Origin of the sequence: Kitasatospora sp. NPDC059817 (assembly GCF_042731835.1) — a bacterium.
In the GTDB taxonomy this organism is placed as follows: domain Bacteria; phylum Actinomycetota; class Actinomycetes; order Streptomycetales; family Streptomycetaceae; genus Kitasatospora.
Window position 1 is genome coordinate 48,575 of the sequence record NZ_JBHWIR010000017.1, and the last position, 22,404, is coordinate 70,978.

17 protein-coding genes are annotated in these 22,404 nt (G+C 74.3%); 6 read left to right on the forward strand and 11 right to left on the reverse strand.

All coding sequences use genetic code 11. The features are described 5' to 3' along the window. Nucleotides 1-22: 22 nt before the first annotated feature. A complete protein-coding gene (locus ACFV61_RS06435) occupies nt 23-988 on the forward strand; it encodes a hypothetical protein (RefSeq protein ID WP_063349937.1) in 966 nt (321 codons plus the stop codon). 130 nt (nt 989-1,118) lie between these two features. On the opposite strand, the gene ACFV61_RS06440 is transcribed toward ACFV61_RS06435, so the two are convergent. Continuing rightward, nucleotides 1,119-2,522, reverse strand: coding sequence for a cation:dicarboxylate symporter family transporter (locus ACFV61_RS06440; RefSeq protein ID WP_063349938.1), 1,404 nt, complete (start codon nt 2,520-2,522; stop codon nt 1,119-1,121). A gap of 241 nt (nt 2,523-2,763) precedes the next feature. Here ACFV61_RS06440 and ACFV61_RS06445 point away from each other — a divergent pair, with 241 nt between their 5' ends. The 4 genes from ACFV61_RS06445 (at nt 2,764) to ACFV61_RS06460 (ending at nt 8,636) form a co-directional block, all read left to right on the forward strand. Further along, the gene (locus ACFV61_RS06445; RefSeq protein WP_380490421.1) at nt 2,764-4,644 is read left to right on the forward strand and encodes an ATP-binding protein; all 1,881 of its coding nucleotides are present in this window, start codon (nt 2,764-2,766) and stop codon (nt 4,642-4,644) included. Continuing rightward, nucleotides 4,641-5,381 (forward strand): response regulator, encoded by a 741-nt coding sequence (locus ACFV61_RS06450; RefSeq protein WP_380490423.1) that lies wholly within the window; start codon nt 4,641-4,643, stop codon nt 5,379-5,381. The genes ACFV61_RS06445 and ACFV61_RS06450 overlap by 4 nt, the downstream gene beginning before the upstream one ends. 283 nt (nt 5,382-5,664) lie before the next feature. Then, the gene (locus ACFV61_RS06455; protein ID WP_380490442.1) at nt 5,665-7,029 is read left to right on the forward strand and encodes a diaminobutyrate--2-oxoglutarate transaminase; all 1,365 of its coding nucleotides are present in this window, start codon (nt 5,665-5,667) and stop codon (nt 7,027-7,029) included. 143 nt (nt 7,030-7,172) lie between these two features. Further along, complete coding sequence (locus ACFV61_RS06460) at nt 7,173-8,636, forward strand: pyridoxal phosphate-dependent decarboxylase family protein (protein ID WP_380490425.1); 1,464 nt, start codon at nt 7,173-7,175, stop codon at nt 8,634-8,636. Between the two features lie 143 nt (nt 8,637-8,779). On the opposite strand, the gene ACFV61_RS06465 is transcribed toward ACFV61_RS06460, so the two are convergent. From ACFV61_RS06465 to ACFV61_RS06510, 10 genes are all read right to left on the reverse strand, one after another. Continuing rightward, nucleotides 8,780-9,577, reverse strand: coding sequence for an inositol monophosphatase family protein (locus ACFV61_RS06465; RefSeq protein ID WP_063351525.1), 798 nt, complete (start codon nt 9,575-9,577; stop codon nt 8,780-8,782). A gap of 234 nt (nt 9,578-9,811) precedes the next feature. Next, nucleotides 9,812-11,032, reverse strand: a complete 1,221-nt coding sequence (locus ACFV61_RS06470; protein ID WP_380490427.1) for a type III PLP-dependent enzyme — start codon at nt 11,030-11,032, stop codon at nt 9,812-9,814. Then, complete coding sequence (locus tag ACFV61_RS06475) at nt 11,029-12,798, reverse strand: IucA/IucC family protein (RefSeq protein ID WP_380490428.1); 1,770 nt, start codon at nt 12,796-12,798, stop codon at nt 11,029-11,031. Before ACFV61_RS06475 ends, ACFV61_RS06470 begins: the two co-directional genes overlap by 4 nt. Continuing rightward, entirely contained in the window at nt 12,795-14,015 is a 1,221-nt protein-coding gene (locus tag ACFV61_RS06480; RefSeq protein ID WP_380490430.1) for an MFS transporter, read from the reverse strand. Before ACFV61_RS06480 ends, ACFV61_RS06475 begins: the two co-directional genes overlap by 4 nt. Continuing rightward, nucleotides 14,012-15,727 carry an IucA/IucC family protein gene (locus ACFV61_RS06485; protein ID WP_380490432.1) on the reverse strand — a complete coding sequence of 572 codons (1,716 nt, stop codon included), beginning with the start codon at nt 15,725-15,727 and terminating at the stop codon, nt 14,012-14,014. The genes ACFV61_RS06480 and ACFV61_RS06485 overlap by 4 nt, the downstream gene beginning before the upstream one ends. Further along, a complete protein-coding gene (locus ACFV61_RS06490; protein WP_380426656.1) occupies nt 15,724-16,932 on the reverse strand; it encodes an acetyl-CoA carboxylase biotin carboxylase subunit family protein in 1,209 nt (402 codons plus the stop codon). Before ACFV61_RS06490 ends, ACFV61_RS06485 begins: the two co-directional genes overlap by 4 nt. A gap of 241 nt (nt 16,933-17,173) precedes the next feature. Next, nucleotides 17,174-18,163 carry an ABC transporter substrate-binding protein gene (locus ACFV61_RS06495; protein ID WP_380490434.1) on the reverse strand — a complete coding sequence of 330 codons (990 nt, stop codon included), beginning with the start codon at nt 18,161-18,163 and terminating at the stop codon, nt 17,174-17,176. 83 nt (nt 18,164-18,246) lie between these two features. Then, nucleotides 18,247-19,089: an ABC transporter ATP-binding protein gene (locus ACFV61_RS06500; protein WP_363367028.1), complete on the reverse strand. Its 843-nt coding sequence runs from the start codon at nt 19,087-19,089 to the stop codon at nt 18,247-18,249. After that, nucleotides 19,089-20,123, reverse strand: a complete 1,035-nt coding sequence (locus ACFV61_RS06505) for an iron ABC transporter permease (protein WP_063349946.1) — start codon at nt 20,121-20,123, stop codon at nt 19,089-19,091. The genes ACFV61_RS06500 and ACFV61_RS06505 overlap by 1 nt, the downstream gene beginning before the upstream one ends. After that, nucleotides 20,120-21,097, reverse strand: coding sequence for a FecCD family ABC transporter permease (locus ACFV61_RS06510; RefSeq protein ID WP_380490444.1), 978 nt, complete (start codon nt 21,095-21,097; stop codon nt 20,120-20,122). The genes ACFV61_RS06505 and ACFV61_RS06510 overlap by 4 nt, the downstream gene beginning before the upstream one ends. Before the next feature lie 263 nt (nt 21,098-21,360). Here ACFV61_RS06510 and ACFV61_RS06515 point away from each other — a divergent pair, with 263 nt between their 5' ends. Further along, nucleotides 21,361-22,161 carry a (2Fe-2S)-binding protein gene (locus tag ACFV61_RS06515; protein ID WP_380490436.1) on the forward strand — a complete coding sequence of 267 codons (801 nt, stop codon included), beginning with the start codon at nt 21,361-21,363 and terminating at the stop codon, nt 22,159-22,161. Nucleotides 22,162-22,404 lie beyond the last annotated feature (243 nt).

Genomic DNA, 22,404 nt, shown 5'->3' on the forward strand with positions numbered 1-22,404 from the left:
CCCGGCCCGTACGCTGAAAATCGTGATCACGTACGAGGACCACCGCCTCCGCGCCCTGGCTGACGACGGCCGCTGGCCCGAACTGCTGACCGCCTACCGGCAGGGCCGGGCGGCAGCCGTGGAGCGCGCCGGGGAGGAGCCCGCGGCGGCGCTGACCGCGCCGCTCGGCCACCTGATCGCCTACTCGGCGCCGCCGGAGCTGTCCGTCCGGCTGTTCGACCGGGACGGCGGCCCGGGCACGGTCGCGGGGGTCGCCGACCATGACGCCGGTCCGCTCTGGGAGGTGCTGGCGACTCGGCATTCCTGGCTGCGGCTGGCTCCGCTGCTCGTCCCGGCCCCGGTGCGCCGACTGGTCGCGCAGACCAGGGTGCTGCTCGGCGAGGACCTCTCGTACGGGGCCGAACCCGACCCGGAGGGCATGCCGCTGCTGCTGGCGCCCTGGGAGACGGCCGGATGGGACGAGGGGGCTCGGGTGCGCCAGTACCTGCCCTGCGGGGGCGCGCGCAGTGCGCTGCTGACCCTGCCGGCCAGCCGGGAGGGTCTGGGCGAGGTGGTGCTGCCCGCGCCGGGCGTACGGCTGGGCGGGCAGCGGGCGACCCGGGCGCTGGCCGCGCTGGCGGACTGGGCGGAGGTGGTCTGCGTCCGGGGCCCGGCGCCGCAGGCGGCCGCCCAACTGGCCCGTAGTTCCCGGGTCACCGGCGGGTACCTGCCGTTCGCGCTGGTCTACCCGGCGCTCGTGCAGGCCGCCGTCGTGGACCGCGGGCGGGGCTCGGCGCACGGACGGCTGGCGCTCTGGCGGGCGCTGGTCGCGATGGCCGGCGCGGAGGGTACGGACGGGCCGGACCGGGCGGAGGTCGACGCGCTGGTGGCCCGGATGCGCTGCTTCATCTGGCACGAGCCGGCCGCCGGGCTGCGCCATCTGCACGTCGCGCTGGAGGACCCGGCCTGTGGCCTGGCCTGGGCGGTGAGCGGCTCCGAGGACCTGTGAGGACCTGCGAGGACCTGCGAGGACCGGTGAGGGCCTGTGGCGAAGGCCCGCCGGACATGCGGAACCCCCGGTCCGGCGCCGTTTCCGGGGGAGGTGGTGGCGCCGGACCGGGGGCGTATGAGGGGGCCGCTCAGGCGGCCGCGGCCGTGCCGCTCCGGACGGGGTCGGCTTCCGGAGCCGCCGGGACGGCCTCGGGGGCCGCGATCGGCCCGCCGTGCGTGTCGACCAGGGTCCGCTCGTCGAACGGCTCCTCGCCGGCCAGCACCCGCTGGGCGCGGTCCGCGTCGAGTTCGCCGGTCCAGTGCCCGATCAGGACGGTGGCGACGGCGTTGCCCGCGAAGTTGGTGAGCGCGCGGGCCTCGGACATGAAGCGGTCGATGCCGACGATCAGGCCGACCCCGTCCACCAGAGCGGGCTTGTGCGACTGCAGTCCGCCGGCCAGGGTGGCCAGCCCGGCGCCGGTGACCCCGGCCGCGCCCTTGCTCGCGATCACCATGAACACCAGCAGCGAGAGCTGCTCGCCGATCGACATCGGCTTGTCCATCGCCTCGGAGATGAAGATCGACGACATGGTGAGGTAGATCGCGGTGCCGTCGAGGTTGAAGCTGTAGCCGGTCGGCACGGTGATGCCGACGACCGGGCGGCTCACGCCGAGGTGCTCCATCTTGGCGATCAGGCGGGGCAGCGCGCTCTCGGAGGAGGAGGTGGAGAGGATCAGCAGGAACTCGCGGCCCAGGTAGCGCAGCAGCGCGAACACGTTGACCCCGGCGACCAGTCGCAGCAGCGCGCCCAGGACGACGACGACGAACAGCACGCAGGTCGCGTAGAAGCCGATCATGATGACCGCGAGGCTCTTCAGCGCGGCCGTGCCGGTCGCTCCGACGACGGCGGCCATCGCCCCGAAGGCGCCGATCGGCGCGACCCACATGATCATCGACATGACCCGGAAGACCAGCCGCTGCACGTGCTCGATCCCGCGCAGCACCGGGGCACCGGCCGGGCCCATCGCCTGGAGGGCGAAGCCGGCGAGCAGTGCGACCAGCAGGGTCTGCAGCACCTTGCCCTCGGTGAGGGCCGAGAACGTGGTGGTGGGGATCATCCCGAGCAGGAAGTCGGTCGTCGACTGGGCGCCGCCGGCGACGGCCTGGGCGTGGCCGGACTTCGCGAGCGCGGCGGTCAGGTGCAGGCCGCCGCCGGGCTCCAGCAGGTTGCCGACGGCCAGACCGATGGCCAGCGCGACGGTCGACATGACGAGGAAGTAGCCGAGGGCGAGGCCGCCGACCTTGCCGACCTTGGCGGCCTTGGTCACCGAGCCGATGCCCAGCACGATGGTGCAGAAGATCACCGGGCTGATCATCATCTTGATCAGGTTGACGAAGCCGGTGCCGACCGGCTTCAACTCCACGGCGAAGCCGGGGGCGGCCAGCCCGACCACGATGCCCGCGACCACGGCGGCGATGACGGAGAGGTAGAGGTAGTGGGTCCGGTCCCTGCGTCTGGATCCCCCCGCCGGTGCGGCTCCAACGATCGACATCTGCGGCTCCTTCGCCGTGCGGTCCTGGCGGCCCCGGGTGGTGGGCCGCTCTGACTATCGGGCCTGGGCGTGACGGAGGTCACGTTTGCGTTCATAGAGTTCACGGCCGGGCGCGACCGGGCGCAGCCGGGCCGCGGGGGTGCGACTGGGCTGCGGGACGTTCGTCGACGGGCAGTCGACAGGCCGCCGACCGGTCGCGGGCCCCTGGGGGACCCCGGGGGCGTGGTGCACACTGGCAGGCATGTCCGTGCGCACCGCCCCCACGCCCCCGCGCCGACGGCTCCCGGCACCCCGCGGGCTGGTCCGCAGCTTGGCCGGGCAGCTCTTCGTCGTTCAGGTGGTCATCGTCGCCGCCGTGGTGGCGGGCGGCGCGGTGCTCGCGTACCTCTTCACCGCCGACCGGGCCGAGGACGCGGCCCGCCGCCAGGTCACCGCCGTCGCCCACGCCGTCGCCGACTCGCCGTCCGTGCGGGCCGCCGTCACCGCGCCGGACCCGACCGCGGTGCTCCAGCCGTACGTCGAGCAGGTGCGGGTGGACACCGGCGTCTCCTTCATCACCGTCATGGACACCGAGGGCGTGCGCTGGACCCACCCGCTGCCCGAGCAGATCGGCAAGCGCTTCCTCGGGCACATCGACTGGGCACTCGCGGGGGAGACCCGCAGCGAGACCTACACCGGCACGCTCGGACCGTCCGTGCGGGTGGTCACGCCGGTACTGGACGACCGGCACCAGGTGATCGCGCTGGTCAGCGCGGGCCTCACGGTGGAGTCCATCTCCGCGCAGTTGAGCGGCCCGCTGCTCGCCCTGGTCGGGGTGGCGGTGGCCGCGCTCGGGGTCGGCGGCGTGGGCACCTACCTCGCCAACTCCCGGCTGCGGCGGCACACCCACGGCATGGGGCCGGCCGAACTCAGCCACCTCTACGAATACCACCAGGCGACCCTGCGCTCGGTGCGCGAGGGGCTGGTCCTGCTGGACCGTGCGCACCGGGTGGTGCTCTGCAACGACGCAGCCCGCGAACTGCTCGGACTGGAAGGAAACTTGGAGGGTCGTCTGATCGTGGAGCTGGGGCTGCCGCGGGCGCTGGTCGCGGCCGTGCTCGGCGACGAGCCGGTCCGGGACGAGGTGCACCTGACCGCCGAGCGGGTGGTGGTGCTCAACACCTCCACCATCGGCACCGGCCTCGGCCTGGTCGTCACCCTGCGCGACCACACCGAACTCCAGTCGCTCAGCGGAGAGTTGGACTCCGTGCGGGGCTTCACCGAGGCCCTCGGGGCGCAGGCGCACGAGGCGGCCAACCGGCTGCACGCCGTCGTCTCCCTGATCGAACTCGGCCGCCACGAACAGGCGGTGGAGTTCGCCACCGCCGAGCTCGCGCTCGCCCAGCAGCTCACCGACCGGGTGGTCGCGGCGGTCGGCGAACCGGTGCTGGCCGCGTTGCTGCTCGGCAAGGCGGCCCAAGCGGCCGAGCGGGGAGTGGAGTTGACCCTCACCGACGACAGTCGGATCGACGACGGGCTGCTGCCGCCCGGGCTCTCCTCGCGGGACCTGATCACCGTCCTCGGCAACCTGATCGACAACGCCGTGGACGCCGCCATCGCCGGAGCCGCGCAGAGCACGGTGGCGCCGGAGGTCACCGTCACCGTGCGAATCGACGCGGGTGGTGGCGGTGCGGGCGATGGTGGTTCGGGCGATGGTGGTTCGGGCGACGGTGGTTCGGCGGGCGGTGGTTCGGCGGGCGGTGGTGTGGCGGGCGGCGACGTGGCTCCGGGTGGGGGCGGTTGCCTGCTACTGCGCGTCGCCGACACCGGGGCGGGGATCGACCCGGCCGCCGTCGAGGACGTGTTCCGGCGCGGCTGGAGCACCAAGCAGGACGGGCGCGGGCATGGTCTCGGGCTGGCGCTGGTGGCCCAGGCCGCCCGGCGCAACGGCGGCAGCGTCGCGGTCGGGCGTGACCGGGGTGCGGTGCTCACCGTCCGGCTGCCGCTCGCCGGGCTGCCGGCACGACCCGGTGAGCGGCAACCGGGGCAACCGGGGCGGCCGGAGCAACTTGGGCGGCCGGAGCAATTCGGCCAGGCAGGGCAGCCGGGGCAACCGGGCCGGCGGGAAGGGGCGTCGCGATGACCGAGGCGACCGCCGCTCCGGGGATCTCCGTGCTGGTCGTCGAGGACGACCCAGTGGCCGCCGCCGCGCACACCCTCTACGTCGAGCGCGAACCCGGCTTCCACGCCGCCGGGACGGTGCACAGCTGCGCCGACGCGCTGCGCTTCCTGGACCGCGCCCGCGCTGCCGGGAGGCCCGTCGACCTGACCCTGCTCGACCTCTACCTGCCGGACGGCCATGGCCTCCAGCTCTGCCGCTCGCTGCGCGCCGCCGGCCACACCACCGACGTCATCGCGGTGACCTCGGCCCGCGACCTGGCGATGGTGCGGCAGGCCGTGTCGGCGGGCGTGGTCCAGTACCTGCTGAAACCGTTCAGCGCCGCCGCCCTGCACGATCGCCTGGAGCGCTACGCCCGCTACCGCGACAGCCTCGGGCGCACCGGCGAGGCGACCGGGCAGGACGAGGTCGACCAGGCGTTCGCCCTGCTCCGCACGCCCGAGCGCAGCAGCCTCCCCAAGGGCCTGAGTGCGCCCACCCTGGACGCCGTCGCCTCCGTGCTGCGCGAGACGGCGACGGGCCTGTCCGCCGCCGCCGCGGGCGCCGCCGCCGGGGTCTCGCGGATCACCGCGCGCCGCTACCTCGAACACCTCGTCGACACCGGGCGGGCGGTGCGGGAGCCGCAGTACGGGAGCGTGGGGCGGCCGGAGCTCTGCTACCGGTGGAAGGGCGGTGGGGCGGCTCCGGGTCGGCGGGGGTGAGGGCCGTGACCTTTTCGCCGGTCGCTCGTTGGAAGGACCGGGGGCGGTTCACTCACTCGGGTGGTTCTGGGGGCCCCTGGGGTATCCCGCCAGGCCAGGGGCAGTAAAGTTAGGCTTACCTAACTTCTTCTGGGGGTTTGCCTTGTCGCTCGCCGCCGTTCCCGCCCAGGCCCCGGCCTCCTCCTCCGGAGATGTCGGAGCCGCCGGAGCCGCCGGAGCCGCCGGAGCTGTCGAAGCCGCTGGTGTCGCTGCAGCCGCCGGTGCCCCGGCCTCCGGCGAGGCCATCCTGCGTCGCCAGCGCGTACGCGAGTCCGCCGCCCGTACGTACGCCCGGTCCTTCCCGATCGTCCCGGTACGGGCCCACGGCATGACCGTCGAGGGCGCCGACGGGCGGCGCTACCTGGACTGCCTCTCCGGCGCCGGGACGCTCGCCCTCGGGCACAACCACCCTGTGGTACTGGAGGCGATCCGCCGCACCCTCGACAGCGGCGCCCCGCTGCACCTGCTCGACCTCGCCACCGCCGAGAAGGACGACTTCACCAGCGCCCTCTTCGAGAGCCTGCCCGCAGACTTCGCCGCCGGCGCCCGGATCCACTTCTGCGGGCCCGCCGGCACCGACGCCGTCGAGGCCGCGCTCAAACTGATGCAGACCGCCACCGGCCGGTCCGGCGCGCTCGCCTTCACCGGTGCCTACCACGGCATGACCGCCGGAGCCCTCGCGCTCACCGGCAACGTCGCCGTCAAGGAACCGCTGCCGAGCGGCGGCGAGGTCGTCCGGCTGCCCTACCCGTACGGCTACCGCTGCCCGTTCGGCGTCGGCGGCGAGGCCGGCGCCGACCTCGCCGCGACCTACGTCGAACGGCTGCTCGACGACCCCTCGGGCGGGGTCGTCCCGCCCGCCGCGATGATCCTGGAAGCCGTCCAGGGCGAGGGCGGCGTCGTCCCCGCGCCCGACGGCTGGCTGCGCGAGATGCGCCGGATCACCGCCGAACGCGGCATCCCGCTGATCGTCGACGAGGTGCAGACCGGCGTCGGGCGCACCGGGGCGATGTGGGCCGTCGAACACAGCGGCATCGTCCCGGACGCCATGGTGCTCTCCAAGGCCATCGGCGGCAGCCTGCCGCTCGCCGTCGTCGTCTACCGGGAGGACTACGACGGCTGGCGCCCCGGCGCCCACACCGGAACCTTCCGCGGCAACACCCTCGCCATGGCCGCCGGCGCCGCCACCCTGCGCCACGTCGCCGCCCACGGACTGGCCGAGCGCGCCGCCGTCGTCGGCGAGCGGATGACCGCCCGGCTGCGCGGGCTCGCCGCCGAACTGCCGGTGATCGGCGACGTGCGCGGGCGCGGCCTGATGCTCGGCGTCGAACTCGTCGACCCCGCCGCCGAACCGGACGCCTGCGGGGCCCGGCCGGCCGACCCGGCGCTCGCCCGCCGGGTCCGGGAGGCCTGCCTGGCGCGCGGGCTGATCGTCGAACTCGGCGGGCGCCACGACGCGGTGCTGCGACTGCTGCCGCCGCTCACCATCACCGACGAGCAGGTCGCTGCGGTGCTCGACCGGCTCGCCGACGCGATCGCGGCTGCGGCGGCCGTCGATTCCGCCGCTGTGGCGAGCCCTGTGGCTCCCGCGGCCCGGGGCGCCGAATGAGCGCGGGGCGAGGGGGCAGTGGCGGTTCAGGGGAAGGCTCGGGAGGAGGTTCGGGCGCCCGATCCGGGGCCCGTGGTGACTCCGGGGCCGGGGCCGGGGATGGTTCCGGCGCCGCCGCCGGACTGCCCGGCGGGCCCGCCCCGTTGGACGCCCTCGCGGGCGGCATCGGCGGGCCCGGCGCGCTCGGACCGCTGCTGGCCACCGTCCTCGACGCGCTCGACCACGGCATCGCCCTGCGCGGCGGGCCGCTGCCCGCAGGCAGCCCGGCCGAGCTCGGTGCGCTGGTCGCCGACGGCCTGGCCGGCGCCCACGGGCCCGGCGCGCTCGCCCGCCTCACCGAACTCCTCGCCTACGGCGCCGCCGACCCCGCCGACCCGGCCTGCGCCGCCCACCTGCACTGCCCGCCGCTCGCCGTGGCCGCCGCAGCCGACCTCGCGGTCAGCGTCCTCAACCCCTCCCAGGACTCCTGGGACCAGGCCCCCGCCGCCACCGCCCTGGAGACCGCCCTCCTCGCCGAACTCGCCGCCCTGGTCGGCTACGACCCGGCCCGCGCCGCCGGCGTCCTCACCTCCGGCGGTACCGAGTCCAACCTCATGGGCCTGATGCTGGCGCGGGACCAGAAGCTGGACGGCATCGTCGAGTTGGACGGCATCCCGGCCGGCGTCCGGCCGTGCATCGTCGCCTCCGAGGCCGCGCACTTCTCCGTCCAGCGCGCCGCCGCCCTGCTCGGGCTCGGCGAGCGCGCCGTCACCACCGTCCCCGTCGACCGGCAACTCCGGATGGAACCAAAGGAGTTGGAGCGGACCCTGGCCGAGGCCAGCTGGGCCGGACGCACCCCGATCGCCATCGTCGCCACCGCCGGTACCACCGACACCGGCGGCATCGACCCGCTGCACGTCGCCGCCGACCTGGCCGGCCGCTACGGCGCCTGGCTGCACGTCGACGCCGCGTACGGCGGCGGCGCCCTGCTCTCCGACCGGCTCGCCCCGCTCCTCGACGGCATCGACCGCGCCGACTCCGTCTCCCTCGACTGGCACAAACTCGGCTGGCAGCCCGCCGCCGCCGGCGTCTTCCTGGTCCGCCGCACCGAGACCTACGTCTCGCTCGCCCGCCGGGCCGAGTACCTCAACCCCGTCGACGACGAGCAGGCCGGCTACCCCAGCCTGCTCGGCCGCTCGCTGCGCACCACCCGGCGGGCCGACGCCTTCAAGCTCGCCGTCACCTTGCGCACCCTCGGTCGCGACGGGCTCGGCCGACTCGTCGACGCCTGCCACGAACTCGCCCGGTCCGCTGCCGAGGCCGTCCGCGCCGAACCGTCGCTCGAACTCCACGCCGAACCCGCGCTGACCGTCCTGCTGTTCCGCTACCGGCCGCCGGGCCTGACCGACGAGGCCGCCGTCGACGAACTCAACGGCAGCCTGCGCCGGTTGCTGCTGCGCACCGGGCGGGCGGTGGTCGGGCGGACCGAACTCCCGGGCGAGGGGCCCGGCCGGGTGCGGCTCAAGCTCACCCTGCTCAACCCGCACGCCACGGAGGGGGAGGTCCGTGCACTGCTGCGCGAGGTGGTGGACGCCGGGCGGAAGGCCGAGGAGGACCGGGCCGGCTAGGGGCGTGCTGCGGGGGATCGGTCATCGCCGGGGAGTCGGTTGTCGTCGGCCGCCCGGCGCCCGGGCAGGCCCCGTTCGAGACCGAGGACCAGGGCGCCGATTCGTGACCGCGACCGGATGACCGTGGTGGCGGTGGCGGTCCGTCAGTCGCTCAGGAGGAGGGTGCGGGTGAGCTCCCAGGTCTCCGGGTCGGCGGCGACCAGCAGGCCGTTCTCGCAGCCGGGGGCCTCGGGGCGGTAGGGGGTGCCGTCCAGCCGGGCGGACACGCCGCCGGCCTCGGTGACGAGCAGGGAGCCGGGGGCGTGGTCCCAGGGGAGGGTGCGCCAGTAGAGGAGGAAGTCGAAGCGGCCCTCGACGACGTCCGGGTACTCGATTCCGGCCGCGTGCCGGCCGGGGGAGACCTCGCCGAAGGCCGACTCGTTGGCCTGTAGGCGCCGGCGGTGTTCCGGGTCGAGGTAGCGGCTCTTCACGGATCCGCGCAGCTTCGCGGCGTCGCGCGGTGCCGGCGGCCGGGTCAGGCGTACGCCGTCGCGCCAGGCCCCGGAGCCCAGTTCAGCGCAGTAGGCGGTGGCGGTGGCGGGCTGCCAGATCCAGGAGGCGACGGTCTCCCCGCCGCGGACGAGCGAGCACATCACGGCGTACTCGGGGCGGCCGGCGACGAAGTTGGAGGTGCCGTCGACCGGGTCGACCAGCCAGGCGGCGGGCTCGTCGTGGAGGGCCTGGGCGAGTTCGGGGTCGGCGGAGACGGCCTCCTCGCCGACCACGGGGATGGGCAGCAGCTCGCGCAGGCGGCGGGCGATGATCGCCTCGGCCTCGCGGTCGGCGACCGTCACGATCTCGCCGGGCGCCTTCTCCATCACCTCGCCGGCGGCCAGCGCACGGAAGCGCGGCTCCACCACCTCGGCCGACGCCTCGGCGAGTATCTCCGCGACCTTGTCCATCAGCACGTTCGCGCTCCCTTCGCTGCCTACCACTGTCGCACGAGTGTGCGGAGGTGACCTGCGGCGACCCCTGGGGCGGGCGGGGCCCACGGGTGGGGTCCGGCGCGTGGACGGGCGGGCGGCGGGGCGCGAACAGGAGGCGGAGAACAGATAACAGCTGACAGATAACAGATTTCGAAATCTGTTATCTGTCAGCTGTTATCTGTTACCTGTCGACCGTCATCCGGGGTGCCCTCAGCCGCCCAGGTAGTGGAACCCCGGGCGCGGGTGCATAAGGAACTCGTGGTGCGAGATGTTCCAGGCGTACGCGCCCGCCATCGCGAACAGCACGCGGTCGGCCGCCCGCAGGCCGTCAGCGTCGGAGGCGGCCCGGGCGAGGACGTCCTTCGGGGTGCAGAGCTGGCCGGCCAGGGTGGCGCGGCCGGTGGCGACGGCGGGGCGCGGCCACGGATGCGGCCAGGCGTCGACCGGGAGCACCTCGAAGGGCTGGGAGTGCCCCCGGGTGGCGGGGGTGCGCAGGTGGTGGGTGCCTCCACGGACCACCGCGAAGTCCTCGCCGTGGCTCTGCTTCACATCCAGCACCTCGGTCGCGTACCAGCCGCAGTGGGCGGTCAGGGCCCGGCCGGGTTCGATCCGCAGGGTCAGGCCGGGGTGGGCGTCCAGCAGCTTGGCCAGCCCCTCGCCGAAGGCCGTCCAGTCGAAGTGGTTCGCCGGGTCCTCGTAGTCCACGGCCATCCCGCCGCCGACGTTGACCTCCGCCAGCGGGAAGCCGTGCCGTTCGGCCAGCGCGGCCGACCAGGCCACGATCTGCTCGGCGACGGCCAGTTGCTCCGCCGCCGCGAGCCCGCTGGCCAGATGGGCGTGCACGCCGCGCAGGCGCAGTTGCCGTCCGAGCGGGTCGGGGCCGGTGCCGGGGCCGTCGCCGGTGAGCTGGCGCACGCACTCCTCGGCGCGGTCCGGGTCGAGCCCGAACGGCGTCGGCCGCCCGCCCATCGCGAGTGCCACCGCGTCGAGCGCACCGGTGGCGACCGGCAGGTTGACCCGTAGCAGCACGTCGACCACCGTGCCCGGCCGGTCCGCGAGGACGGCGTCGAGCCGGTGCAGTTCCTGCTCGCTCTCGATGTGCCAGCGGTGCACCCCGGCGTCCACGGCGGCGGCGATCTCGGCGGGCGTCTTGCCGGGGCCGCCGAAGGCCAGCGGTGCGTCCGGTACGGCCGCCCGCACGTGCGCCAACTCGCCTCCGCTGGAGACCTCGTAGCCGTCGACCGCGTCGCGCAGCGCGGCCAGCAGCGGCGCCTCCGGATTGGCCTTGGCGGCGTAGTACAGCTCGACCCGCGCGGGCAGCGCGGCCCGGACGGCGGCGGCGTGCGCGCGCAGCGCCGCCAGGTCGTAGACGTAGGCGGGCAGGGCGTCGGGTGCGAGGGCGGCGACGTGCCGGCGGACGATCTCGGTCATCGGGCGGCGCTCCCGAGAGAGAGGGGGGCGGAGGTGCGGGAGGCCTGGGCGAGGACGGATCCGGCGAGCGGCGAGGGCAGGCGGACGTAGCCGGCCTGCCGGTCGGCCTTGCGCTCCCAGCGGGTGAGCAGGTTGGCCTTGGCTGGCAGCGGCACGCCCGCGAGCAGTGCCCGCAGCCGGGGCGGCCGGCCGTGGCCTGCCGCGTACTGCTCCAGAGTGTCCCGGACCACCTGCCACAGGGCGCCCTCCAGCTCGGGGTGGCGGTCGGCGAGGGCGGCGAGCAGTTCGGCGACGTGGTTGACCAGCAGGCAGTAGACCACCCGGTCCCAGCCGCGCTCGGCGTCGTACGTCATGGGCCCGGCGACCTCGGGCGGGAGGGCGGCCAGGATGTCGGCGTTGTGCTCGGGGACGAGCTTGGTGCCCTCCAGATCGCGGAAGAGCACCTGGGTGGGGTGCCCGGTGGCGTCTACGCCGATGAGCACGTTCTGCAGGTGCGGTTCCAGCACCACGCCGTGGTCGAAGTAGGCGGCGAGCACGGGCGGGATGAGCAGCCCCAGATAGGCCCGCCACCAGTCCAGGGCCTGGTGGGCGTCCGAACTCCCCTCCAGCAGACGGGAGATGTGGGCGGAGCTGGTCGGGTGCTCGTCGGCGACGGCGGCGGCCAGCAGCGGGGTGACGCCGGGTCGCAGCACGCCGCCGAAGCCCTCGCGGACGATCAGGCCGAAGCCCTCGTAGAGCGCCTGGTCGGGTCGGCCGTCGGCACCGGGTAGGGCGAGGGTGCGGAACGCGGGCTCGCGCAGCATCGCCGCGTCGGGGAAGCGCCGGGCGAGGTCGGCGAGGGCGGGGGCGAGCAGCCGGGTGAGCGCGACGGCGCCGGTGAGTTCGTAAGCGGCGTTCTTGCGCAGGCAGTTGGTGATGCGCACGTTGAGGCTGAACTTGAGGAAGGCGTCCGCGCCGTGGAGGGTGCGCACCGAGGCGGTGGCGGCGAACTCCTCGCCGCGCGGCCCGAGGTCGAGGATGTCACCGCGGTCCAGGGCGTCGCGCAACAGCGGGTGATCGCCGATGAGTTGGTACTGCCAGGGGTGGGCGGGCAGCAGACGGTAGCCGTCCGGGACGTCGCCGAGGCCGTCCAGCAGGGCGCTCGCGCTCTCGTCCAGGGACTGCTCGGCGATCAGTTCGGTGCGGACGGCGAGGTGGCGCAGCGGGAACGCCGCACGGGACTCCGGGGCGTACCCGCGCCAGTCCCCCCGGGCGGCGGAGCGGGACTTGGGTGCCGGGTGGAAGCGGTGGCCGAACAGCAGGGCCTGCTCGGACTCCAGGTAGCGGTCCGGTCCGGAGGCTGGGCGGTCGACCAGGCTCTGCCGGAGGCCGTCGTGGCTGGAGGTGACCTGGCCCAGGAACTCCTCGTTCACCGTGCCGGTGCGCAGCTCCAGTTCGTCCTGTACGTGTTCCGCCAGCTCGCGCCAGTCCAACTCCGCCCAGCTGCCGCCTCGTTCGATCTCGACCGGGCCGGTGAAGCGGTGCGCGCCGAGCAGCGAGGTGCGGCGCAGGGCGATCCGCAGCAGGGCGCCGCGCCGGGGCAGGCGCAGCAGCAGGCGGCCGTCGGCCACGGCGGTCTGGTGCTCGGGGGCGGAGACTTCGCGCAGCAGGCAGTTCAGCAGGGTGTGGGCCACCGCGTCGTCGGCGGTGGGCAGTTCGTGGCTGATCGGCTCGTGAGTGATCGGCTCGTGAGTGATCGACTTGTGGGTGATCGGCTCGGGGGTCATCGGCGACTCCAGCGCTGGCGGAGGGACGGGAGGGAGAATGCGGTGGCCGCGACGGCGGCCAGCAGGGCGGCGGCGGTGCCGGCCACCACGGGCGCGGCGGCGCCGAACTGCCCGTTGGCCAGCGCTGCGACGGCGCCGGCGGCGACGGCGCCGCCCTTGGAGACGAGTTCGAGCGTGCCGAACATCCGCCCGGGCGCGCGCCCTTGGGCCGCTCCGGCGGCGAGTACGGCGAGGCAGACCAGGCCGAGCGTGAGCCCGGCGCCGAGCAGCAGCCGGACGGCGACGAAGACCGGGAGCGAGTACGCGACGGCGTGCCCGGCCAGGCCGAGCGCGACGAAGCCGAAGCCGAGCGCGATGCCGGTGTGCGGGCGGGCGTGGAACAGCGTGTGGATGCGCGCGGCGAACACCAGGTAGCACAGGTGCGGTAGGGCGAACAGCACGCCGGTGGTGGTGCCGGAGACGCCGGGCAGCCGTTGCTCGGCGAGCGAGATGAGATAGGGGAAGGAGATGACGGTGGCGAAGACGAAGACGAACTCGAAGACGTAGAGCGGGAGAAGCGGGGCGGCGGGTGCCCGCTCGACGCGTCCCTCCGACACGGGGGCGGCCGCCGGACGGTCCGGCTCGGGCAGCAGGGACAGCAGCAGTGCGGCGGCGAGCGGGAGGACGGCCATCACCAGGTACTGGCGGTGCGGGTCGATCCACGGGGACAACGCACCGACCAGGATCGGCGCGGCCACCAGGGCTGCCCGGGCGCTGCCCTGCATCAGGGTGAGTGCGCGGGACAGCCGCGGCCCGTCGAGGGCGGCGGCGAGGTAGCCGTTGGTGGCGGCGAAGGTGCCGCCGAGGAAGCCCTGGAGGACCAGTGCGAGGGTGAACGCGGGCAGACTGCCGGCGGCTCCGGCCAGCAGGAAGGAGACGGTGAGCCCGAGTTGGGCGCGTAGCAGCAGCCGCTTGCGGCCGTAGCGGTCGGCGAGCCGGCCCCACAGCGGTGCGCCGAGCGCGCTGAAGACCGTCGGGACGATGTAGAGCACACCGGCCCACCGGGCCTGCGGATCGCCGAGCGTGGGCAGGATCGCGGTCAGGTACGGCGGCAGGCCCAGTGCGGCGAAGGAGGCGACGAAGTAGCAGGCGGCGACGGCGTGCACCTGGCGGCGGCCGAGTCCGCCGGAGTGGTCCGTCCCGTGGCCGGAGCGCTGTGGAACGGTCTCCACACTCACCGGGCGATCCCGTTCGCCAGCAGGTAGTTGGGGCCGCTGGTGTAGTGCTTGTTGATGTCGGCGGCGCCCGAGCGCTGCTTGCTGAGCAAGGTTCCGGCGCTGACCATGGCCTTGACCGGCAGGCGTTCGGCCTCCAGCAGGTCCGTCCGCAGCGGCTCGCCGGCCGGCCCGATCCGGTCCACCGCCTCGGCCAGGCGCTTTCGCAACAGTGTGAGTACGTCAGTGAGTTCGGCGCGACGGTGCTCGGCGAGGCCGAACGCGAGCGCGCCGGTGCACAGGTGTCCGGTGATGGTGGTGAACAGGTCGGTGAGCGCCCGGTCGTCGTCGCCGAAGATCCGGGCGTCGTCGAAGTCGGCCCGGGTCGGGGCGAGTTCGCCGAGGCGGGCGGTCATTCGGGCGGTGTGCACGCGCGGGCCGTCGTCGTCCTTGTAGAGCAGGCGCAGTCCGTCGTCGTCGAGTACCAGGGAGGTGTTCTGCTGGTGCGACTCCAGCGCTATGCCGTAGTCGAACAGCGTGGTCTGCCAGTCCAGCAGGAGTTCCAGCAAGGAGTCGTAGAAGGCGAGTTGGTCGCCGTCGTGGAAGCGGTCGGCGAGGTGGTCGAGCACCAGGCGACCGCCGGGCGCGGGGGCCAGCAGGGCGGCCAGCGGGACGGTGACGGCCCGCTCCAGCCCGGCGGGGTAGCGGCGCAGCAGGACGGCCAGCAGCTCGTGGCCGGCGTGCGCCCAGGTCTGCTCGTCGGCGTGCAGGACGCGGCCGGCGAAGCGCGGCTCGCGGGCCAGCACGGCCTCGATCAGGCGCTGGCCGGCGGCGCCGTCGAGCAGCGTGCCGGGCTTGATGGTGCGGCGGTTGAGCCGGCCCAGCGAGGCGGTGGCGAGCGGGAGTTTGAGGTGGCAGGCGGGGTCGTCGGCGACGGCGACGGTGCGCATGGAGAGCGTCGGCACGACGGTCAGGTACGGCCGCTCGGCGAGCACCGCGCGGCCGGCCAGGCCGACCGCCTCCAGCGCCTCGTCCAGCGGGGCGCCGACGGTGAGGGGGTGGACCGGCAGGGTGGTCCAGCCGTCGCCGGGGCAGGCGTCCGCAAGGCCCAACCAGGCCGGAGTGGGCCACCAGCTCGGGAGCGGACGCCGGCCGTGGGTGGTGAGGGCGTCGGTCGGGACGGCCAGCCAGCGCAGCTCGAATGCGGGATGGAACTCCGGTGCATAGGAGTTCAGTTGGGGTTCGGTGAGGCCGGCGCGCCCGCGCGCGGTCGGGTAGACGGGGTGGTCGAGGTAGGCGGCCAGGGTGTCGTGGCCGAGGGCGGCGGCCAGGCCGGTCCAGTCGGCCGGGTCCTCGCCGTACAGGTCGGTGAGCCGGGCGTGCACCTCGGGCCGTGCGCGCTCGTGCAGTTCCATGGTGGCGAGGGTCTGGCGGCACTCCTCGGCGAAGGCGGCCCAGCCGGGCCGGTCCTCGGGCTCGGCCAGACCGGCCAGGGCCGCCACGATGGCGTCCAGACCGGTGAGTCGGCGCCCGGCCAGCTCCAGCAGGGGCAGCCGGGCGGCGTACTCGCACTGGAAGCCCTCGGCGGCGACGGGCAGGGCGAGTTCGGCGTCCGCGACGGTGAACCAGGGGCCGTCCGCGCGGTCCTCCACGGCGCCGCGGGAGCGCAGGCCGAGGACGTCCTCGCGCAGTAGGGCGGAGAGCACCCGCAGGGTGAGCTGCTCGTCGGCGGTCACGGGGTGATCTCCCAGCGGTTGGCGGCGCGGAACCGGGCGACGGCCGCGTCCACGGCCTCCTGATCGGCACCGATGGCCCACATCACGCCCAGGTAGTCGCGGTTGGTGCGGTAGTGCTCGTGCCGCTCGCCGAGCGGGCGCAGCGGGCGGTAGGCGAGCCGGACGCCGTCGCGCTCCTCGTCGTACGGGCCGGGGGCGGCGGTGAGGAGGCCGGCCCGGTCGGCGCAGACCACCTCGTTGCGGGCCCGGCGCGGGGTCGCGGCGCACTGCGCGCCGAGGTCCGCGGGGAGTTCCCGGCCGAGGTGGGTGGCGAGGATGTGCTCGAAGAGCGGGACGCCGAGGATTTCGGCGAGCATCAGGTCGCACTGGTCGCCGATGGCGCGGTAGTTGACCTCGATGATCCGGGCGCGGCCGTCCGGCTGCACGACGAACTCGGTGTGGCAGGCGCCGAGTCCGATGCCGAGCGCGTCGAGTTGGGCGAGCACCTGCGCGACCACCTCGGCGGGGTGCGCGGGGACGAACTCCAGTACCTCCTCGATGAAGTCCGGCGGCGGGGAGAGCTGCGTGCGGAAGCCGCCGAGGACGTGCCGGCGGCGGCCGTCGCCGAGGGTCTCCAGGGTGCACAGCCGGCCGTCCAGGAACTCTTCGACGACCAGCGTCGCGCCGGCCCGGCGGTGCTGGATCTCCCGGCAGCGGAGGGCGAGTTCGGCGGCGTCGGCGACCAGTGTGACGTCCTCGCTGGCCACTCCCTCACGGGGTTTGACCACGCAGGGGAACGGCGGCTCCAGCTCGGCCGGGTCCTGCCCGGGGGCCAACTCGGCGGACCAGACGGCGTCCTGGCCGGTCAGGGCGAGGTGGCGGCGCAGCTGGCCCTTGTCCTTGGCCCGCAGCGCGGCCTTCCAGTCCTTTGCGGGGAGGCCGAAGTACTCGGCGGCCAGGGCGGTCTGGGTCTGCAAGTGGTCGCTGTTGCTGAACACCGCGTCGGGCGCGTGATGGCGGGAGACCAGGCTGATCACGGCGCGGAAGTCCCGGACGTCGCACTCCAGCACCTCGGGTGCGGTGAACGGGAGGTCGGCGTAGGCCTTCCGGTGGGGTCCGGCGTGGTCGGTCAGGACGGTGACGTCGAGCCCGAGCCGGGCGGCGGCGGGCAGGAAGCCGGCGGTGACCGAGTCGGTGGGGTTCAGGGCGAGCAGGTAGAGCCGCATGGGGTGGTGGTCCTTGAGGGTGGTGGCGGACGAGAGCGACGGCGGGCGGATCACGGGGCACGTCGGGAGGGCGGCGAACAGATGACAGGCGACAGCTGACAGATAACAGATTTCGAAATCTGTTATCTGTTTGTTGTCATCTGTCATCTGTTCGTTGTCGGCTATTCGGTGGCGGCTGCTGCTGTGGCCGCCACCGCCACCGCCACCGCTACCTCGTCCGCCCGCCGTCGTCCGTCGGCGGTTACTTGGGTGCGTCCACGCCCGCGGCCTTGGCGATGTCGCCGAGCATGGCGTCGGCGGCCTGGACGCCGATGCCGGACATCCAGGTCTCGTCCGGGACGTTGAAGACCTTGCTGTTCTTGACGGCGTTCAGGCCCTGCCAGACCGGGGTCTGCTGGACCTCGCTCTCCTTGGTCTTGGACGGGTCGTCGGCGGTGGTGACGAACACCAGGTCGGCGTCGGCCTGGTTGATCTGCTCGGCGCTCACCTCGACGATGTTCTTGTCGACGTCCTGGGCGGCCGGGCGGGCCAGGCCGACGTCCTTGAGCACCACGCCGCTGTAGGAGGCCTTGGCGTAGAGGCGGGTCGGTCCGGCCACGAAGCGGACCACCGAGGCGGTCGGCATGGCGCCGCCGTTCTTCGCCTTGATCGCCTCGCCGAGCTTTGCGGCCCGCGCCTGGTAGTCGGCGAGCGCCTTCTTGGCCTCGTCCTCCTTGCCGAGCGCCTGCGCGTAGAGGGCGAGGTTCTCCTTCCACGGGAACCCGGTGGTCTCGGCGAGCACGGTCGGCGCGATCGCGTTCAGCTGGTCGTAGACCTTGGCGTGGCGGACCTTGGAGGAGAGGATTAGGTCGGGCTTGAGGGAGGCGATCAGCTCCAGGTTCGGCTCGTTCATCGGGCCGACGTCCTTGGTGTCCTTGATCTTGTCCTTGAGGTAGTTCGGGAACCCGCCCTCGGTCTTCATGTGCGGCGACACCGCGCCGACCGGCGTGATGCCGAGCAGCGTGACGTCGTCCAGCTCGCCGCTGTCCAGCACCACGACGCGCTTGGGCTGGGCCTTGATCTGGGCCGTTCCGGCGGCGTGGGTGACGGTGCGCGGGAAGCCGGCGGAGGCGCCGGCGCTCGCGGAAGCGGCGTCCCCGCTCTGCTTGGTCCCGCCGTCGCTGCCGCAGGCGGCGAGCAGCGTGGTGGACAGGGCGACGGCGAGGACGGCGACGGGGAGGCGGCGGTTCATGGGGTTCCTTGGATCGGGTCGAGCGGGTGTCGGGGGTGAGGAGCGTCGGGGGTGAGGAGCCCGGGGGGGGGGGGCGTCAGCGGTCAGCGGTCGGCGGCGCGCGGCCGGGTCCGCGCCCGGGGGACGACCAGCGGCGTGCCGGTCTCCGGGTCGGGCACCACCCGGCACGGCACCTGGAACACGGCCTCGACCAGGTCGGCGGTGAGGACCTCGGCGGGCGGTCCGGCGGCGGCGAGCCGCCCGTCCTTGAGCACCACCAGGTGGTCGGCGTATCGGGCGGCCTGCCCGAGGTCGTGGAGCACCATGACGACGGTGCGTCCGGCCTCGGCGTGCAGGTCGGCGACCAGGTCGAGGACGTCGAGCTGGTGGCGCAGGTCGAGGAAGGTGGTCGGCTCGTCGAGCAGCAGCAGTTCGGTGTCCTGGGCCAGCGCGAGCGCGATCCAGGCGCGTTGGCGCTGCCCGCCGGAGAGCCGGTCGACCTGCTGGTCGCGCAGTTCGGCGGTGCCGGTCCGGGCGAGGGCGTCCTCGACGGCGGCCTGGTCGGTCTTGGACCACGGGCTGAGCATCCGCTGGTGCGGGTACCGGCCGAGCCGTACCAGCGCCTCGACGGTGATCGCCTCGGGGGTGACCGGCTGCTGCGGCAGCAGGCCCATCCGCTTGGCGAGGGCCCGGGCTGACATCCGGTGGATGTCGGAGCCGTCCAGGGTGACGGTGCCGGCGGCGGGGTCGAGCAGCCGGACCAGTCCGCGTAGCAGGGTGGACTTGCCGCAGGCGTTGGGCCCGACGATGGCGGTGACGGCGCCGCCGGGCAGTTCGAGGTCGAGCCCGTCGACGATCGTGCGGTCGCCGTAGCGCAGGTCGAGGCCGTGCGCGGCGAGCCGGTTGGCGGTGGTGGTGACGGACTCGACGGTCGTCGTGGGCGTCATCAGTTGCTCCTCTGGGGAGGCCGGCCCTGGCGGATCATCAGCGCCAGGAGCCAGGGCGCGCCGAGCGTGGCGGTGACGGCACCGACCGGCAGGCCGTGGACGGGGATCACGTGGAGCACGAGGAGGTCGGCGGACAGCAGCAGGACGGCGCCGGTGAGCGCGGTGAGTCCGAGCGTGCCGAGGGTGGGCGGCCCGGCGAGCAGCCGGACCAGGTGCGGCACGGCGAGCGCGACGAACGCGACCGGGCCGGTGAGGGCGGCAGCCAGCGAGGCGAGGGTGATGCCGAGCAGCAGCAGCCAGAGCCGGTCCCGGCCGGGGTTGAGGCCGAGGCCGCCGGCCGAGTCGTCGCCGAGGTCGAGGACCGAGATCCGCCGCTGGCAGAGCAGCACGGCCAGGGCGGTCAGCGCGATGGCGGTGCCGCCGATCCAGACCTCGGTCCAGTTGCGGCCGTAGAGCGAGCCGGTGGTCCACTGCATCGCGGAGGAGGCCAGCTCGGCCGGGAACCGTACGATCATCAGGTTCACGGCGGCGGCGAGGCCCTGCTGCACCGCCAGGCCGACCAGCACCAGCCGGGTGACGGCCATCTTCGACCGCCAGGCGAGGCCGCCGAGCAGCAGCGCCGCCAGCAGTCCGCCGCCGAGCGCGGCCAGCGGGATCAGCTGCTGGGAGGCGCCGGTGGCGAGCATCAGCACCGCGCCGAAGGACGCGCCGCCGGTGACACCGATGGTGTCGGGGGAGGCCAGCGGGTTGCGGAAGAGCCGCTGGAGCATCGAGCCGGCCATCGCCAGCCCGGCCCCGGCGATCAGCGCCGACACCACCCGGGGCGCCCGGAACTGCTGCACCACCAGGACGTTTCCGGGTTCGCCCTGCCCGACCAGGGCGCGCAGCGCGTCCCATCCGGACAGGCTCACCTGTCCGGTGCCGAGCGCGACGCCGGTCAGCACCACCAGGACGACGGCGGCCAGCGCCGACCACGCGGCGGTGCGGGCCCGGCGGCGGGCGAGTGTGCCGACGGGCACGGCGAGCGCGGTCACCGGGCCACCTTCCGGGCCAGTACGGCGAGCAGCGGCGCGCCGAGGAAGGCGGTCACGATGCCGACCTCGATCTCGGAGGGGCGCACCACGAGCCGTCCGAGCACGTCGGCGGCGAGCAGCAGCAGCGGACCGGCGATCAGGCAGCCCGGCAGCAGCCAGCGGTGGTCGTTGCCGAGCAACGGGCGGACCAGGTGCGGCGCGGCCAGTCCGATGAACGCCACCGGCCCGGCGACGGCCACCGCGCTGCCCGCGAGCAGGACGACGGCCAGCCCGCCGGCCAGTCGGATCCGGGCCACCGGCACGCCGAGCGACTGGGCGGTCTCGTCGCCGAGGGCGAGCGCGTTGAGGGCGGGCGAGATCGCGAACGCGCCCAGCAGACCGAGCACCAGGAACGGCAGCACGGGGGTGAGGGTGTCCAACTGCCGCCCGCCGATCGAGCCGGCCAACCAGAACCGGGCCTCGTCCAGGGTGCGGTGACTGGCCAGCATCAGCGCGGAGGTCCAGGAGGTGAGCACCACGGTGAGCACGGTGCCGCCGAGCGCGAGCCGGACCGGGTCGAGGTCGCCGCCGCGCCGGGACATCGCGTACGCGGCGACCGCGGCGACGGCCGCCCCGGCGAAGGCGAACCAGACGTACTCGACGGGCCGGGTGAGGCCCAGCGCGTAGATCGCGGCGACCACGGCGAGGCTCGCGCCGGCGTTGACGCCGAGGGTGACCGGGGAGGCGAGCGGGTTGCGGGTGACGCCCTGGGCGACCGCCCCGGCGACGCCGAGCGCGGCCCCGACGGCCAGCCCGATCACCGTTCGCGGCAGGCGAAGGCCCGTCACCACATCGGCGTCGCCGCCGTGGGCGGCCCCGGTGAGGGCGTCGGCCACGGTGGACAGCGGGATGGATCGGGAGCCGAGCGCGAGGCTCAGCGCGGCACACAGCACGAGCGCGCCCACACCGGCGATCAGCAGCAGGGGCCGCTGGATCGTCGACGATCGAGGCGTCGCCGGGGCTGTGGTGGCCGGCGGGTCGGTTCTCAACACGAGTCGAGATCTTAGGTTAGGTTTGCCTAACTTCGTCAATCTCGGGTCGTCCGGTCCGATGTCGGGCCGTTCGCCGCAGCGCCACCCCCGCCCGGGTGTCGCGGGTGTCGCGCCGCCCGGCCCTGCCCCGGGCGGTGCGTGTCCTGAGGCGTTGTAAGGTGAGCCTCACCTTATTCGATCATGCGGAGTCGATCCACGGAGCGCCGATGATCCCCGGAACACCCCTGCCCGTCGCGCCGACGTCCACCCTGCCCGGCGACTACCGGCGCCTGCGCGAGCTCTGCCCGGTGCTGGAGCTGCGCCTGCTCGGCGCCGGCGAGCCCGACCCCCGTGCCGCCGACGGCTGGTACTCGGGGGCCGAACTCGCCGCCGACAAACGGGCCCTGGCCGCCGTCCTGGCCGGCGAGGAGGAGCGCATCGCCGCCGAACACGGCCGCGCCCCCCGCCCGCACGTCACCGCCTCCAGACTGCTGCACCACTACGTCTGGTCCGCGTGCCTGCTCATCGCGGGCCCCTGGCACCTCGCCCGGAAAGTCCCCCTCGTCGCCCCCGCCGACCTCTGGCTGCACGCCCCCACCGGGGACCTCGCGCTGCGCCCGCGCGGCCACGTCACCCTCCCCGGCGACGACGAACTCCGCGCCGAACTGCGGGCCGCCGTGGTCGCCCACGTCGAGCCGGTGCTCGCCGCCTTCGCCGCCCCCAGCCGGCGCCGCGACCGCGCGCTCTGGGGCATGGTGACGGACGACCTCGCCTCCGCCGTCTGGTACCTCGGCCGGATGCTCGGCGAGGAGGATGCCGCGGTCGTCGCCGCCGAGGCGGTGCTGCCCGGCGGCACCCTCCCGCTGCCCGGCGCCGCCGACTTCCGCCGCCTGCACACCCCCGACGGGCGCGGCCACCACACCCGTACCCGGCTCGGCTGCTGCCTCTACTACGCCGTCAAGCCCGAGGCCGCCGCCTGCCTGACCTGCCCGCGCACCAGCGACGAGGAACGGCTGCGCCGGTTCTGAGGAGTCCGTCCGAGGATCGCCGTCGGGGGGATCGTCGGGGGGAGTTGGGGGATCGTTGAGGGGATCGTCGGGGGCGGTTCGTTGATGCTCCTATGGGTTGTCAAGCGGTGGTGAGCCATTCGCGGTAGGCGTTGGCGAGGTCGTCGTTTCGGCGGGTGCCGCGTTCGAGGGTGGAGATGGTGGCGGGCCAGACGCCGAAGTGGTTGGCGACGGCGGTGAGGGTGATGTTCTTGGCCTGGCGGG

Excerpts from the sequence above, each read along its gene's own strand:
- ACFV61_RS06440 (WP_063349938.1), bottom strand. The coding sequence starts at position 2,522 with ATGTCGATCGTTGGAGCCGCACCGGCGGGGGGATCCAGACGCAGGGAC.
- ACFV61_RS06445 (WP_380490421.1), top strand. The coding sequence starts at position 2,764 with ATGTCCGTGCGCACCGCCCCCACGCCCCCGCGCCGACGGCTCCCGGCA.
- ACFV61_RS06450 (WP_380490423.1), top strand. The coding sequence starts at position 4,641 with ATGACCGAGGCGACCGCCGCTCCGGGGATCTCCGTGCTGGTCGTCGAG.
- ACFV61_RS06465 (WP_063351525.1), bottom strand. The coding sequence starts at position 9,577 with ATGGACAAGGTCGCGGAGATACTCGCCGAGGCGTCGGCCGAGGTGGTG.
- ACFV61_RS06470 (WP_380490427.1), bottom strand. The coding sequence starts at position 11,032 with ATGACCGAGATCGTCCGCCGGCACGTCGCCGCCCTCGCACCCGACGCC.
- ACFV61_RS06475 (WP_380490428.1), bottom strand. The coding sequence starts at position 12,798 with ATGACCCCCGAGCCGATCACCCACAAGTCGATCACTCACGAGCCGATC.
- ACFV61_RS06490 (WP_380426656.1), bottom strand. The coding sequence starts at position 16,932 with ATGCGGCTCTACCTGCTCGCCCTGAACCCCACCGACTCGGTCACCGCC.
- ACFV61_RS06495 (WP_380490434.1), bottom strand. The coding sequence starts at position 18,163 with ATGAACCGCCGCCTCCCCGTCGCCGTCCTCGCCGTCGCCCTGTCCACC.
- ACFV61_RS06500 (WP_363367028.1), bottom strand. The coding sequence starts at position 19,089 with ATGACGCCCACGACGACCGTCGAGTCCGTCACCACCACCGCCAACCGG.
- ACFV61_RS06515 (WP_380490436.1), top strand. The coding sequence starts at position 21,361 with ATGATCCCCGGAACACCCCTGCCCGTCGCGCCGACGTCCACCCTGCCC.